Origin of the sequence: Pseudonocardia sp. DR1-2 (assembly GCF_023717215.1) — a bacterium.
GTDB classification, from domain to species: Bacteria; Actinomycetota; Actinomycetes; order Mycobacteriales; family Pseudonocardiaceae; genus Pseudonocardia; species Pseudonocardia alni.
The window spans coordinates 123367-137309 of the sequence record NZ_JAMQOF010000013.1; the positions used below are offsets into that span (position 1 = coordinate 123367).

Sequence of the window (13943 nt, forward strand, 5' to 3'; positions counted from 1 at the left end):
GCTTATATAACCCAGATCGAAAATAGTAGCCCGCTGGACGGATCGGTTCCTCGCCGCTATGGTTCATTACATGACTAATGAACCACTGCACTACGGCACCGGGAGATCGCCGTGATCGACGACGGACGCCCGCTGTTCGCGCAGATCGCGGAGGACATCGCGTCCGCGGTGGTGGACGGGACCTATCCGGAGGAGACCCAGGTGCCGTCCAGCAACGAGCTCGCCGCCTTCCACCGGATCAACCCGGCCACCGCGGCGAAGGGCCTCAACCAGCTGGTCACGCAGGGCGTGCTCTACAAGAGACGGGGGATCGGCATGTTCGTCGCCGAGGGGGCACGGTCCCGGCTGCTGGACAGCCGTCGCGAGGACTTCGCCCGGCAGTACATCGCTCCGCTGGTCACCGAGGCCCGCAAGCTCGGTATCGACCCCGAGCAGCTCAAGAAGATGATCGACGTCTGGGGGGACGACCGATGAGCACCGACGTGATCGCCATGCACGGCGTCACGAAGCGCTACGGCGACGTGACCGCGCTCGACGACGTGACGTTCGCGCTGGAGGAGAACCGCATCCACGGGCTGCTCGGCCGCAACGGCGCCGGCAAGACCACCGCGATGCAGATCCTCACCGCGCAGAACTTCGCGACCTCCGGGCGCGCCGAGATCTTCGGCGAGCAGCCCTACGAGAACGCCCGGGTGCTCGCCCGCACCTGTTTCATCCGCGAGTCCCTGAAGTACCCGGACGAGTACCGGGTCCACCACGCGCTCCGGGCCGCCGCGAGCGTGTACCCGCAGTGGGACCAGGCCTTCGCCGACCGGCTCGTCGGGGAGTTCTCGCTGCCGGCGTCCCGGAGCTGCAAGAAGCTCTCCCGCGGTCAGCAGTCCGCGGTCGGGGTGGTCATCGGGCTGGCCTCGCGGGCCCCGCTGACCTTCTTCGACGAGCCCTACCTGGGCCTCGACGCCGTCGCCCGGCAGATGTTCTACGACCACCTGCTCGCCGACTTCGCCGAGCACCCGCGCACCGTCGTGCTCTCGACGCACCTGATCGACGAGGTCTCCGACCTGATCGAGCACGTCGTCCTGATCGACCGGGGCCGCGTGCTCATCGACGAGGAGGCCGAGGCGTTGCGCGGCCGGGCCGTCACCGTCTCCGGGCCCGCCGAGTCGGTCGAGCGGTTCGCCCGCGGCCACACCGAGCTGCACCGGGAGCGCCTCGGCGGCTTCCTGCGCGTCACCCTCGCCGGGGTCGCGCCGGCCCGCACCTCCGAGCCGAACCTGCAGTTCGAGCCGGTGTCGCTGCAGCAGCTCGTCGTCCGTACGACCCAGATGAACGCGGCGCCGGGCGCCGGCGTCGCCCAGGAGGTCCTGTCATGACCGCCGTCACCGCCGACCGCAGCCCGGTCGACGCCGCGCCCGCCCGGGTGCGCGCCGCGATCCGGATGGGCACGGTCAACTGGGGCCGCCGGTTCGGGATGGCCTGGCTGATCCTCGGGGTCGTCTTCGTGCTGCACCAGACCGTCTGGTGGGTGGTGCGCAGCAACGGCGGCGGCGAGCCGACCGGCTACACCGGCGCGCTGACCTCGTTCTTCTTCATCCTGGCCAGCACCTACCTCGCGCTGATGACGCAGGTGATGCCGTTCGCGCTGAGCCTGGGCATCACGCGACGGCACTTCTACCTCGGCACCGTCCTGCTGGTGGCCGCGGAGACCCTGGTCAGCGCGATCGGGCTCAGCGTGCTGCTGGCCGTCGAACGGGCCACCGACGGGTGGGGCCTGCAGGTCCAGTTCTTCGAGATGGGGTTCATGGGCCAGTCGAACCCGGTCACCCAGGTGCTCGCGTACTGGGTCCCGCTGCTGACGCTCTCGCTGGTGTTCGTGCTCCTCGGCGCGGTGTTCCGGCGTTGGGGGCAGCTCGGGATCTGGTGCGTGGTCCTGGTGCCCGTGGTGCTCGCCGCGGCCGGGGTGATGGTCCTGACCTGGCAGGACGCCTGGGGGGCGTTCGGCCGGTTCTTCGTCGAGACGCCGACGTCGGTGCTGCTCGCCGGCTACCCGCTGATCCTCGCCGCGGTCGCGGCGGGGGCCGGGTACCTGGTGCTGCGCCGCGCGACTCCCTGACGGAGGACCCGGCGGGGCCCGGCACCCTCGTGGGGGGTGGTGCCGGGCCCTCAGCCGTCCAGCACGAGATCGGCCCGTTCCGGTGCACCACCGGAGCGGGCCAGCTCCTGTTCGGCGCGCCGCCAGCCGTCGCGGTACGGGGCGTAGCCCGGCCAGTCCGCCCGCCCGTGCAGCCGCCGCTCCCGCTCGTCCGCCGACGCCTCCACCCAGATCGCCAGCGAGGTCACCGGCGCCAGCTCGGCCGCGCCGCTCCCGCACCCCTCCAGCACGACGACGGCCGCCGGCGCCAGCGTGCGTTCCGGTCCCGGCCGCTCGCGCACCCAGTCCCACGACGTCCAGCGCAGGGTCGTACCGGCCGCCAGCGGGTCACCGATCCCGCGCCGGGCCAGCGCCGGGACCCGGGGCAGCCCGTCCCAGCCGGGGCAGAGGTCCTCGATCTCGAGCAGCGGGGCCCCGAGCCGGTCGGCGAGCGCGCGGGCCCGGGTGGACTTCCCGGCCCCGGAGAACCCGTCCACGGTGACCAGCCGGTTCCCGGCGGGCCCGGCGGGGGCGGCGTGCACGAGCCGGGCGACCGTGTCGGTCCAGTCCCGGTCCGCGACCGTCCTCACGGCCGGACGACCACCTTGACCTGCGACGCGTCGGGGGACAGGGCGTCGCCGACGTGGTCGAGGTCGACGTGCCCGGTCACCAGCCGGTCCAGGTCCACCGCGCCCGTTGCGGCCAGGCGCACCGCCGTCGGCCAGGTGTTGGCGTACCGGAAGGTGCCGGTCAGGGTGATCTCGCGCGACTGCAGCATCGACACCGGCAGCGTCATCTCGTCGGCGCCCATCCCGACCAGCACCGCGGCGCCTCCCGGCCGGACCGCGGGCAACCCGCCCAGCACCGCGGCCGGCACCCCGGAGCAGTCGACGAAGGCGTCCACACCGGCCACGTCGGCGCCCGGCGCGACGACGTCGGTCGCGCCGAGGTCGCGGGCCAGCGCTGCCCGCGCCGGGTCCGGATCGCTGACGACGATCTCGGCGGCACCCTGCACCGCCGCCACCTGCGCGACGAGCAGCCCGATCGGCCCCGCCCCGGCGACGAGCACCCGCGACCCGACCCCGGTGCCCGCCCTGTGGTTCGCCCACAGCGCGACCGACAGCGGTTCGAGCAGCGCGGCGGCGTCGTCGGAGACGTGCTCGGGGACGGGGTGGGCGAAGTCGTCGGCGATCGTCACGTACTCGGCGAACGCGCCGTCGACCGGCGGGGTCGCGAAGAACACCATGTCCGGGCACAGGTTGTAGGCGCCGGTGTGGCAGTACCGGCAGCGACGGCAGGGCACTCCCGGCTCCAGCGAGACGCGCTCGCCGATCCGGCCCGCGTCGACGCCCTCCCCGACCCCCACGATCAGCCCCGACGGCTCGTGCCCGAGGACCATCGGCTCGCGCAGTACGAAGTCGCCGATCCGACCGTGCCGGAAGTAGTGCACGTCGGAGCCGCAGGTGCCGACCGCCGCCACCCGCACCAGCACCTCCCGGGGGCCGGGCCGGGGGACCGGTCGCTGCTGCACCTCCAGCTCACCGGCGGCACGCAGCACGCTGCACCGCATCGACTCCGGCACCTCGGCGATGGTCGTCACGGGCACGACGGTGGCACGCGCGGGCGGGCCGGGCAACGCGGTGCGCCGACCGCGCCGGACGTACCGGTGCGCGCACGGTCGATCATTCCGGCGGACGTCGTCCGCCCCCGGGAGGTCCGCCGGTGGTGTACTGCTCCGCGACGAGAGGGAGGACCGGCCGCCCCGCGGGCGGCCGGCGACGAGAAGGACGCCCATGGGCTCGGCCATCGAACGACCGGCGGTCACCGGCTTCCACCACGTGTCGGCGGCCGTGACCGACGTGGAGTCCAGTGCGCTCTGGTACCAGCGCGTCCTCGGGCTGCAACGGCTGCCGATGACCTTCCCGCACCACGACGCCGCCGACGGCTCGTCGGAGAAGGCGGCGCTGCTCCTCGACGTCGTGACCGGAGTGATGATCGAGCTGCACGCCCCGGCCGACGGCGACGGCGGCGGCCCCCGCGGCGCGCTCGACCACCTGGCGTTCGGCGTGGCCGACCGCGCGACCCTCGACGCCTGGGCGGCCTGGCTGGACAGCCTCACGGTGCCGCACGGCGGTGTCGTCGACCGGACCGACCCGACCGGCTACGCGACGCTGGAGTTCCGCGACCCGGACGGCATCGCGCTGGAGTTCATCCACTTCCCCGGCCGCGGCTAGGCGACCGGCGGGCCCGGTCCGGCACGCCGGCCGAGGTGCTCCGCCGGCTTCCGCTAGCGGGGGTCCACGCAGACCAGGCCCCACGGCCGGTCGTCGACCCGGGTCATCACCACGGTGGCGTGCCGCGACCCGCGGCCGCGCAGCTTCCGGGCGATCGCCTCGACGTCACCGGCCAGGCCGCGGCGCCGCACGTCGACCGCGCCGACGTCGAGCTCGCGCAGCAGCCGGGGCAGCCGCTTCTGGTCCCACGGACGGGAGTCGAGCACCCGCAGCGGCCGCGCGAACGGCGTGGCCGGGGGCTCGTCGTCGCCGGTGAGGAAGGCGATCCGCGGGTCGATCCGGGCGGTGCCGGTGGCCCGGGCCAGCACGGAGACCAGTCCGGCCCGGGTGACGGCCGGGTTCGGGTCGAGCAGCCAGGCGCCCGGCTCGCCGACCGCGATCCCGGTGTCCCCGTCCGGCGGGTCCGGATCACCGTGCAGGTCGTGCACGCCGTCGTCGTCGACGACGGTGGCGCGCGTGCGGGCGCCGGCCAGCGCGGGGGACCAGGCGCAGGCCTCCTTCAGCTCGCGCCCGAGCGCGAGGAACTCGATCTCCCAGTCCGGCGGGACGGTGTCGTGGTCGATCCCCGGAGCCGCCTTGATCCCGACCGCGCCGGCCCGCCGCTCCAGCTCCAGGCACCAGTCCAGCGGCGGCTCGGACTCGCCGGTCCGCATCCGGCCGCCGCCGGTGCGCCGGGCCGGGTCGACGAACACACCGTCGGTCCCGGACAGGTCGGCGTCGCGCACGTCGCACCGCACCGTCCGGGCCGAGCCGCCGTGCACGGCCGCGTTGCGGTCGGCCATCCACAGGTGCACCGGATCCAGGTCGACGCCGGTGACGTCGTGGCCCGCCGCGACCAGCGAGACCAGGTCGCCCCCGATCCCGCAGCACAGGTCGACGACCGCGCGCCCGGCGAAGCGGGCGGCCCGGTGCCGCGCGATCACCTCCGACGACGCCTGCTCCAGCCCGTCGCGCGTGAACCACATCCGCGCGGCCCGCGCGAACTTGCGGGCGGCCCGGTCCCGCAGCCCGGCCTGGGCCATCGCGTCGGCGACCAGCCCGGCGTCGTGCTCACGGCGCAGCGCGGTCCCCAGCCGGAGCGCGGCGTCACCGTCCCGGTCGGCGACGGCGAGCCGGTCCAGCAGCGCCGTCCCCTCCGGCCCGGCGAGCCGCTCCAGCCGGGCGATCGGATCGTCGTCCACGACGACAGTGTCCACGGCGCCGTCCCCGGCACCGTCGTGTGCCCGCCCCGGCGTCGGCCGCCGCGGATCGGCGGGCGTACGGTCGTCGGCCGGGACAGCGGAGCGGAGGAGCACGTGGTCGAGCACGACGGCCGCGAACCCGCCGTACCCGGTGCACCGGTGCCCGAGCCCCCCTCGGTCCGGGGTGCGACGGCGCTGCCCCGCGAGATCGGCGTGCTGGTCGGCTCGGCGTTCGCGATCGCCATCGGGTTCGGGCTGGTCGCGCCGGTGCTGCCGGCGTTCGCGCGCTCGTTCGACGTCGGGGTGACCGCGGCCGCCGCCGTGATCAGCGTGTTCGCCTTCTCGCGGCTGGTGTTCGCCCCGCTCTCCGGCACGGTCGTCGGCCGGTTGGGGGAGCTGCGGGTGTTCGTCGCCGGGCTCGCCGTCGTCGCCGTGACGACGGCCGGTCTGGCCTTCGCGACGGCGTACTGGCAGCTGATCGCGTTGCGCCTGGTCGCGGGCGTCGGCTCGACGATGTTCACGATCTCGGCGGTGTCGCTGCTCGTGCGGCTGTCCCCGCCGCACCTGCGGGGCCGCGCGACGAGCCTGTGGGCGACCGGGTTCCTGCTCGGCAACATCGCCGGGCCGCTGCTCGGCGGCACCCTCGCCGCGATCGACGTACGCGCCCCGTTCCTGATCTACGCCGCGCTGCTGGTGCTGGTGATCGTCGTGGGCGGCCCGCTGCTGCGCCGGCCGGAGGGTCCGGTCGACGAGGCGCCCCCGCCGCGCATCCGGTTCCGCGACGCCGTGCGCCACCGTGCCTACCGGGCGTCGCTGGCGGGGAACTTCGCGAACGGCTGGGCGGTGTTCGGCGTCCGCATCGCGCTGGTTCCGCTGGTGGTGGTCGAGGCGCTGGGGCGCGAGGACGCGTTCGGCGGCATCGCGCTGTCGGTGTTCGCGGCCGGGAACGCGGCGACCCTGCTGCTGGCCGGACGCCTCGCCGACCGCTCCGGTCGCAGGCCCCCGCTGATCGCCGGCCTCGCGGTGTCGGGTGCGTCGACGGCCGTCCTCGGCTGGGTGCTCGACCCCTGGGCGTTCCTGGCGCTCTCGCTCGTCGCGGGGCTCGGCAGCGGACTGGTGAACCCGCCGCTCAACGCGGCCGTCGCCGACGTCATCGGGGAGCGCGCCCGGGGCGGCTCGGTGCTGGCGGGCTTCCAGATGGCGGCCGACCTCGGTGCGATCGCCGGGCCGCTGGTGGCCGGTGCGCTCGCCGAGGTCTGGGGGTACGGGCCGGCGTTCGCCGTGACCGGGGTGCTGTCACTGGTCGCGGCGCTCGTCTGGTGGCGGGCGCCGGAGACCCTTCCGTCCCGGTCCTGACCTGGGGCGTTGCCCTCCGGGGTGACACGAGGGCCGGTCGCTCCGTCCCGCTGGTCCCGATCGTCCCCCGGTTCCCACCCGTCACGCCGGGCCGCCGGTTCGGGTGACCTCCTCCGGAGTGACCTCACCCCACCGACGGGTGGCGAGTGTGGCTGGTGTGCACAGGGTGCTTCTAGCGTCGTGGATATCGGACAAGCCGGACACGGATGGGGACGGGAACGAAGCCATGAGGCGCGGACTGGCACGACGTACGGTGATGAGCGCGGCGGCGGTGGTGACGGTGAGTGCTGTCATGTTCACCGGAGGGGTCCTGACTCTCACCGACGGTGCGGCCGTGTCCGCGGCCGCGACACCCACGGTGCCCGGGGCCGTCGCGCAGGCCGCGGTCCCGGAGGCGCCGAGCGTGCTCGCCGGACCGGCGACCACCCCGTCGGGCGCCGCGGCGTTCCCGACCGACTCCGCTCTGCGGTCGTCGTCGGAGGTCGCCGCGGGCTCCGGTGCCGCCGCGGCCGCCCGGCCCGCGGAGACGGGGACGGACGCCGTCCGCGGGGCCGAGGGCTCCGGTGACGCCGGACCGGCCCGCCCGGCCGCCACCGGGTCGTCCGGCCCCGCGGACGGACCCACGACACCGGTCGCCCCCGCCGAGAAGCCCGCCGGCCCCGCAGCCGACCCGGCGCCGCCCGTGGACGAGCCCGGCGGTCCCGCAGCCGGACCGGCCGCTCCCGCGGAGAAGCCCGCCGATCCCGCAGCAGGCCCCGCCGCTCCCGCGGACGAGCCCGCTGCTCCCGCGGGGACACCGGGTGGGCCTGCCGAGAAGCCGGCGGATACTGGGGAGACCCCGGCCGACCCGGCGCCCGCACCCGCCGACGCCGGGACGGAGCCCGCCGGCACGGGGACGGACCCTGCCGCTCCCGAGAAGCCCACCGACCCGGAGGAGAGACCCGTCGACCCCGCGGACACCCCCGTCGAGACGCCGACCGACCCCGCGGCCGCGCCCGCCGCGCCCGCCGACCCCTCGGCCCGACCGGCCGACCAGAGCACGCCCCGCCCCGGCGCCACCAGCGCGGCCGAGCGCTACGGCTGGGGCGCGCCGCTGCCGGCGTCGGACGAGTTCGACTACACCGGACCGCCCGACCCGGCGAAGTGGAACCAGGCGGGCGAGTGCTGGCCCGGTCACGCGGGCAACGGCGGCCGCTGCGCCAGCCGGTCCACGGTGAAGGACGGCAAGCTGGTCCAGACCGGGCTGCGCAACGGCGACTCGGCGTGGATCTCGTCGAAGTTCAACCAGCAGTACGGCCGCTGGGAGGCCCGCGTCCGCTCCGAGGCGACCGGCCCGGACAACGGCAGGCAGTACCACCCGCTGCTGATCATCTGGCCGCAGTCGGACCGCTGGCCCCAGGACGGCGAGTACGACTTCCTCGAGAACGGCGCGCCCGGCGAGCAGTGCGCCGAGGCGTTCATCCACTATCCGCACGGCCGCGGCGCGGTCCAGCAGGAGTACGCCAAGGAGAAGAACTGCGGCGCACCGCTGAGCGAGTGGCACAACGTCGCCGTCGAGTGGACGCCCGACCACGTGAAGGGCTTCATCGACGGCAAGGAGTGGTTCTCCTTCTCCGGCGGTGCCCGGCCCGGTCGCAAGAACATCCAGGACATGCCCAGCGGGCACCTGACGATCCAGCTCGACAACTTCTTCGGCGGCAACATGCAGCCGGCGACGTACGAGGTGGACTGGGTCCGGATCTACTCCCTCGACGGGAAGTGACCGGCTAACGCCGGACCGTTGCGGGGCGATGAGTGGACGTGCCGCTTCTCACACGCAGGACCGCGGGGTGGCTGCTCGCGGGCGTCGTGGCCCTGGAGGTCGCGATCCCCGCGGTCGGCCTGGCCACCACCGAGCCGCCGCGCCGCTACTCCTGGAGCATGTTCGTCGCGTCGTCGACGGAGTACGCCTACACCGGACGGACCGCCGACGGCGCGTCCCGCGCCCTCGACACCGGGGCCCTGCCGTGGCCGCAGCGGACCGTCCACTACGGAGCCACGGTCCCGGGGCTGCTGTGCGCGGCGACCCCGGACCTCGTCTCGGTGTCGCGGACCCGGGACGGCGCCCCGGAGTGGGAGCAGCCGTGCTGAGGCTCCCCGACACGCTCCCCGCCCGCCCGCTGGCCGGGTACCGGATCCTGGTCGGGCTCGTCGCCGGGCTGAAGGCCGTCGAGCTCGGCGCGAGCCCGCTGCTCGGGACCCGGGCCGGGCCGCTGTTCGGGGTCGGCCCGGTGCTGTCCGCCCCGGTCTGGCTCGCGCTCGGCGCGGTGATGGGCCTGGCGGCGCTGGCCGTCGTCGTGGGGTGGAACGCGCGGGCGGCGGCCCTGCTGGTCGGGTTGTGCACCGCCGGCTTCGTCTGGGGTGCGGGCTACTACTCCAACCACACCTACCTGCTGTTCACCGCGGCGGTGCTGCTGTCGTTCTCCGACTGCGACGCGGCCTGGTCGCTCCGGTCCCGGCGCGGACACGGCGCCGACCGGGTGTGGGCGGCGCCGGTGCTGGTGCTGCGGGCGCAGATCACGATCGTCTACTTCTACGCCGCGATCTCGAAGATCCGTCCGGACTTCCTGTCCGGCAACGGGCTGGCGTCCTGGACGTGGGACTCGGTGCTGGTCCCGGCGGCGATGCTGACGCCGGTGTTCCTGGTGCCGATGGCGTTCGGCGCGGTGCTCACCGAGCTGTTCGTCGCGTTCGGGCTGTGGTCGTCGCGGCTGCGGCCGGTCGCCGTCGTCGCCGGGACCGGGCTGCACCTCGGCATGATCGCGATGCTCTCCGACGGGCTGCACGCCGCGGTCGAGCTCGGGCTGTTCGCCACCCTCACCTGCGGTGGCTACCTGCTGTTCGCGGACCGCGTCCCGGTCGTCGGCGGGCTCCCCGGCGCGGTGGTGGTGCCCCGGCAGCGCCGGTCGGAACCGGCGCTGCCGAGCACGGTCACCCGGCGCTGACGCCCATCGCCTCGGCCAGCCGCAGGTGCGGCGCGGCCTCGTCGTGGCGCGAACGGCGCTGCAGGGTGCGCCCGAGGAGCAGGTGGGCGTACCCGTCGGCCGGCTCGCGGCGCACCAGCTCGCGGAGCTCGGTCTCGGCCCGGCCGAGCTGCGCGGAGTGGTAGTACGCGCGGGCCAGCAGCAGCCGGACCGCGGCGGCCTCGGGCTGCTCGGCGACGAGCTCGGCGAGCACCGTCGCGGCCCCCGCGGGGTCGCCGGAGTCGAACAGGTATCCGGCGTGCTCCCACCGGTCGGCAGGCCCTGCCTCCGTCCCGGTCATCCAGGACAGCGCGTCGATCCTCATCGGTGCGGCCTCCTTCCGTCCCGTTCGGTTGATACGTCAACCACAACCGCGGCGCCGGGTGTTCTGTTCCCGGCTCAGGCCAGGGCGGCGCGGACCAGTTCGGGCATCCCGGTCGCCGGGCGGCCGAGCAGCGTCGCGAGGTCCTCCGACGGCTCGGCGAACATCCCCGACGAGACGAACTCGCCGATGAAGGCCGGCGCCGGGCCCTGGTCGAGCGGTACCCGGCGGTGCGACACCGGCCGGCCGGACTCCGCGGCGATCGTCGCGGCCAGCTCGTCGTAGGTCCACAGCGGTCCGCGCAGCTCGTAGGCGCGCCCGGCGTGCTCCTGCGGCCCCCCGGCCACGACGGCGGCGGCGGCCCGCGCGAGGTCCGCGATCGTGGCGGTGTTGAGCGCCCGGCCGCCGTCCGCGGCGACCGTCTCCCCGGCCTCCAGCGCGGTGGCGACCACGCCCGGGTTGACGAACATGTCCGAGTAGAAGGTGTTGCGCAGCGGCGTCGCCGGCAGTCCGGAGCCGCGCAGCAGCTCCTCGGTGAGGGTGTGGTCGGCGAGGAACGCGGGCGCGCCGGGCCGGTCCGCGCCGATCGCGCTGGTGTAGACGACGTGGCCGACGCCCGCGTCGGCCGCGGCGCGGACCACGTTGCCGTGCTGGCGCTCGCGCACCCCGGGGGTCACGTCGGAGCCGGACACGAACAGCAGCCCGTCGGCGCCGGTGAACGCCGCCTTCAGCGAGGCCGGGTCCTCGTAGTCGCCGACGTGCACCCGGACCCCGGCCGCGGCCAGGTCGGCCACCTTCTCCGCGGACCGGGCGAGGACGCCCACCTGCTCCGCCGGCACGGTCTCCAGCAGCGCCCGCACGGCCGCGCCGCCCAGCTTCCCGCTCGCCCCGGTCACGATGATCATCGCTGTCTCCCCATCTCGTCGTGGACGGTGCCGACTCTGCCGGATAGACTTACGTTCGGTAAGTACGTACCTTCTGGTAAGTAGGTGGGTGGACGGTGAGCACGCAGGTGGAACGGCCCACGGGCCTGTTCTCGGGTGACGCGTTCGACAGCAGCTGCCCCTCGCGGTCGGTCCTCGACCACGTGACGTCGAAGTGGGCGGTCCTCGTGCTCGTCGTCCTGTCCCGCGAGGACCACCGCTTCTCCGCGCTGCGGCGCGCCGTCGGCGGGATCAGCGAGAAGATGCTGGCCCAGACCCTGCGCACCCTGGAGGGCGACGGCTTCGTGCACCGCGAGGTCGCCGCGACCACCCCGCCGCAGGTCAGCTACGGCCTGACCGAGCTCGGCCACGGCGTGACCGGCCACCTCGCCGGCCTCGTCGGCTGGATCGAGGACCGGATCCCCGAGGTGCTGGCGGCACGCGAGCGGGCCTAGGTCCCGGTGGTCAGTGCCCGCCGCCCAGGTGCCCGGCGAGCCGCTCGTGGCGGTCGCGGCTGTCGTCGTTCATCCCGGTGACGACGAGCGTGCGGCCGGACCGCGCGTAGCGGCGCCGCAGGTCGTCGAGGACGGCGACGGTCGAGGCGTCCCACACGTGCGCGCCGGACAGGTCGACGGTCACCTCGTCGGGGTCCCCGTCGGGGGCGAACGCCGTGCTCAGTTCGCTGCTGGAGGCGAAGAACAGCTGGCCGGTGACGCGGTAGACGACCGCCCCGCCGTCGTCGACGGTGCGGTCCACCCCGACCAGCCGTGACACCCGGTTCGCGAACAGCACCGAGGCGACGAGCACGCCGGCGCCCACGCCGAAGGCGAGGTTGTGGGTGCCGACGGTGACCACGACGGTCGTCAGCATCACCGCCGTCTCGCTGCGCGGCATCCGGCGCAGCGTCGCCGGACGGATGCTGTGCCAGTCGAACGTCCCGACCGACACCATGACCATCACCGCGACCAGGGCGGCCATCGGGATCAGTGCGACGACGTCGCCGAGTGCGACCACGAGGACCAGCAGGAACACCCCCGCCAGGAACGTGGACAGCCGCGTCCTGGCCCCGGACGCCTTCACGTTGATCATCGTCTGGCCGATCATCGCGCAGCCGCCCATGCCGCCGGTGAAGCCGGTGACGATGTTCGCGACGCCCTGGCCCCACGACTCGCGGGTCTTGTCCGAGCCGGTCTGCGTGATGTCGTCGACCAGGCGCGCGGTCATCAGCGACTCGATCAGCCCGACCAGCGCGACGCCCAGCGCGTAGGGCGCGACGATCCGCAGCGTCTCCCACGTCAGCGGCACCGCGGGAAGGTGCGGGAGCGGCACCGTGTCCGGCAGCGCGCCCTGGTCGCCGACGGTCGGCACGGCGACCGCGGCCGTCACCGTGACCACGGTCAGCCCGACGATGGCGACCAGCGGTGCCGGGACGACGCGGGTCAGCCGCGGCAGCCCGACGATGACCACCAGGCCGACGGCGACCAGCGGGTAGACCGCCCAGGGCACGCCGACCAGCTGGGGCACCTGCGAGGTGAAGATCAGAATCGCGAGTGCGTTGACGAAGCCGACCATCACGCTGCGTGGCAGGAAGCGCATCAGCCGCGCGACGCCCGCGGCGGCCAGCGCGATCTGCAGCACCCCGCCCAGCACGACCGCGGCGAACAGGTACTCGACGCCGTACTCCCGCGACAGCGGGGCCACGACCAGCGCGATCGCGCCGGTGGCCGCCGAGATCATCGCCGGTCGCCCGCCGCAGACCGCGATGACCACGGCCATGGTGAACGAGGCGTACAGGCCGACCCGGGGGTCCACCCCGGCGATGATCGAGAACGCGATGGCCTCGGGGATCAGGGCGAGTGCGACGACGAGTCCGGCGAGCACCTCGGTGCGCACCAGGCGGGGTGTCCAGCGCGCACGCAGCGTGGCGAGGTCGGGCAGGGCGGAGCGGGGCACGATACGACGGTCGCTTTCACGTCGGGGGAGGGGCGGGGCCGCGGGCCACGGCGGCGGGAGCGCGCGAACGGCCCGACCGTACTCTCACGCGAGGGGAGGGTCTGCGGTGCGGTGCCCGGATCCCGTCCGGGGTGGCGCGCCCCACACTCCGTCGTCCCACAGGCCGATCTCAGCGTCGTCACAGCGACGGTGAGCACGATGTGGTCCATGGCGATGACTCCCGACGTACCGACCTGGGTGGGTGAGCTCGACCGGCTCGCCCCGGCCCGCGACCTCGAGGTCGACCGGCGGTTCGCCGCCGCCCGGCTGCTGGTCACCGTCGGTGGCACCCCGCAGGGCCAGGTCACCGTGCCGCTGCGCGCCGGGCGCGCGACCGCCGCGGAGCTCTCGCTCGCCGTCGCCGCGCTGCCCGCGGCCGGCACCGTCGCCGTCGCGCCGTCCGCGGCCGACCCGGTCACCGTGGTCGTCGCGACCCGCAACCGGCCCGAGTCGCTGGCCCGCTGCCTGCGCGCGGTCCTCGCCTCCGACCACCCGGCACTGTCGGTCGTCGTCGTGGACAACGACCCGGACGACGAGCGGACCGAGCTGGCCGTGCGGGCCGCGGGTTCCGACCGCGTCCGCTACGTCCGCGAGCCGCGGCGCGGTGCGTCCATCGGGCGCAACCGGGGTCTCGCCGAGGCCCGCACCGAGATCGTCGCCTTCACCGACGACGACACCGAGGTCGACCCCGCCTGGGCCTCGCGCATCGCCGGCGCCTTCGCCGCGGACCCCGAGCTCGCCTGCA

At 74.7% G+C, this 13943-nt stretch carries 16 protein-coding genes; 10 read left to right on the top strand and 6 right to left on the bottom strand.

The window, feature by feature from the left end; all coding sequences use genetic code 11:
- Nucleotides 1-114 precede the first annotated feature (114 nt).
- Genes ND486_RS27650 through ND486_RS27660 form a run of 3 tightly spaced genes read left to right on the top strand, consistent with a single transcriptional unit; the run spans nt 115 to nt 2110 of the window.
- A complete protein-coding gene (locus tag ND486_RS27650) occupies nt 115-474 on the top strand; it encodes a GntR family transcriptional regulator (RefSeq protein ID WP_208822236.1) in 360 nt (119 codons plus the stop codon).
- Nucleotides 471-1370, top strand: a complete 900-nt coding sequence (locus tag ND486_RS27655) for an ABC transporter ATP-binding protein (RefSeq protein WP_251787241.1) — start codon at nt 471-473, stop codon at nt 1368-1370. Before ND486_RS27650 ends, ND486_RS27655 begins: the two co-directional genes overlap by 4 nt.
- Entirely contained in the window at nt 1367-2110 is a 744-nt protein-coding gene (locus ND486_RS27660) for a hypothetical protein (RefSeq protein ID WP_251787242.1), read from the top strand. The genes ND486_RS27655 and ND486_RS27660 overlap by 4 nt, the downstream gene beginning before the upstream one ends.
- Nucleotides 2111-2160: 50 nt before the next feature.
- Here ND486_RS27660 and ND486_RS27665 read toward each other — a convergent pair whose 3' ends face one another.
- Both ND486_RS27665 and ND486_RS27670 read right to left on the bottom strand, forming a co-directional pair.
- Nucleotides 2161-2718, bottom strand: a complete 558-nt coding sequence (locus ND486_RS27665; RefSeq protein ID WP_251787243.1) for a hypothetical protein — start codon at nt 2716-2718, stop codon at nt 2161-2163.
- A complete protein-coding gene (locus tag ND486_RS27670) occupies nt 2715-3728 on the bottom strand; it encodes an NAD(P)-dependent alcohol dehydrogenase (protein WP_251787244.1) in 1014 nt (337 codons plus the stop codon). Before ND486_RS27670 ends, ND486_RS27665 begins: the two co-directional genes overlap by 4 nt.
- Before the next feature lie 193 nt (nt 3729-3921).
- Between ND486_RS27670 and ND486_RS27675 the strand changes: the two genes are divergently transcribed.
- Complete coding sequence (locus tag ND486_RS27675; protein ID WP_062399945.1) at nt 3922-4362, top strand: VOC family protein; 441 nt, start codon at nt 3922-3924, stop codon at nt 4360-4362.
- 53 nt (nt 4363-4415) lie between these two features.
- Here ND486_RS27675 and ND486_RS27680 read toward each other — a convergent pair whose 3' ends face one another.
- A complete protein-coding gene (locus ND486_RS27680) occupies nt 4416-5603 on the bottom strand; it encodes a class I SAM-dependent methyltransferase (protein WP_251787245.1) in 1188 nt (395 codons plus the stop codon).
- 159 nt (nt 5604-5762) lie between these two features.
- On the opposite strand from ND486_RS27680, the gene ND486_RS27685 reads away from it, so the two are divergent.
- From ND486_RS27685 to ND486_RS27700, 4 genes are all read left to right on the top strand, one after another.
- Nucleotides 5763-6959: an MFS transporter gene (locus ND486_RS27685; protein WP_251787246.1), complete on the top strand. Its 1197-nt coding sequence runs from the start codon at nt 5763-5765 to the stop codon at nt 6957-6959.
- Nucleotides 6960-7251: 292 nt separating this feature from the next.
- A complete protein-coding gene (locus ND486_RS27690) occupies nt 7252-8721 on the top strand; it encodes a family 16 glycosylhydrolase (protein WP_251787247.1) in 1470 nt (489 codons plus the stop codon).
- Between the two features lie 38 nt (nt 8722-8759).
- Entirely contained in the window at nt 8760-9089 is a 330-nt protein-coding gene (locus tag ND486_RS27695; RefSeq protein WP_251787248.1) for a hypothetical protein, read from the top strand.
- On the top strand, nt 9083-9943 hold the full coding sequence (locus tag ND486_RS27700) for an HTTM domain-containing protein (protein ID WP_251787249.1): 861 nt from the start codon (nt 9083-9085) through the stop codon (nt 9941-9943). Before ND486_RS27695 ends, ND486_RS27700 begins: the two co-directional genes overlap by 7 nt.
- Here the strand turns inward: ND486_RS27700 and ND486_RS27705 are convergent.
- Complete coding sequence (locus tag ND486_RS27705) at nt 9930-10286, bottom strand: tetratricopeptide repeat protein (RefSeq protein ID WP_224403647.1); 357 nt, start codon at nt 10284-10286, stop codon at nt 9930-9932. The two genes, ND486_RS27700 and ND486_RS27705, sit on opposite strands and share 14 nt — an antisense overlap.
- A 74-nt stretch (nt 10287-10360) precedes the next feature.
- Nucleotides 10361-11188, bottom strand: a complete 828-nt coding sequence (locus tag ND486_RS27710) for an NmrA family NAD(P)-binding protein (protein ID WP_251787250.1) — start codon at nt 11186-11188, stop codon at nt 10361-10363.
- Between the two features lie 95 nt (nt 11189-11283).
- Between ND486_RS27710 and ND486_RS27715 the strand changes: the two genes are divergently transcribed.
- Nucleotides 11284-11661 (top strand): helix-turn-helix domain-containing protein, encoded by a 378-nt coding sequence (locus ND486_RS27715; RefSeq protein WP_062399957.1) that lies wholly within the window; start codon nt 11284-11286, stop codon nt 11659-11661.
- A gap of 10 nt (nt 11662-11671) precedes the next feature.
- Here ND486_RS27715 and ND486_RS27720 read toward each other — a convergent pair whose 3' ends face one another.
- Nucleotides 11672-13159, bottom strand: coding sequence for a SulP family inorganic anion transporter (locus tag ND486_RS27720; protein ID WP_251787251.1), 1488 nt, complete (start codon nt 13157-13159; stop codon nt 11672-11674).
- 207 nt (nt 13160-13366) lie between these two features.
- Here ND486_RS27720 and ND486_RS27725 point away from each other — a divergent pair.
- On the top strand, nt 13367-13943 hold a 577-nt coding region (locus ND486_RS27725; RefSeq protein WP_251787252.1), incomplete at its 3' end, for a glycosyltransferase family A protein.

Coding starts and splice junctions, on each gene's coding strand:
- ND486_RS27655 (WP_251787241.1), top strand. CDS start 471: ATGAGCACCGACGTGATCGCCATGCACGGCGTCACGAAGCGCTACGGC.
- ND486_RS27660 (WP_251787242.1), top strand. CDS start 1,367: ATGACCGCCGTCACCGCCGACCGCAGCCCGGTCGACGCCGCGCCCGCC.
- ND486_RS27675 (WP_062399945.1), top strand. CDS start 3,922: ATGGGCTCGGCCATCGAACGACCGGCGGTCACCGGCTTCCACCACGTG.
- ND486_RS27690 (WP_251787247.1), top strand. CDS start 7,252: ATGTTCACCGGAGGGGTCCTGACTCTCACCGACGGTGCGGCCGTGTCC.
- ND486_RS27705 (WP_224403647.1), bottom strand. CDS start 10,286: ATGAGGATCGACGCGCTGTCCTGGATGACCGGGACGGAGGCAGGGCCT.
- ND486_RS27710 (WP_251787250.1), bottom strand. CDS start 11,188: ATGATCATCGTGACCGGGGCGAGCGGGAAGCTGGGCGGCGCGGCCGTG.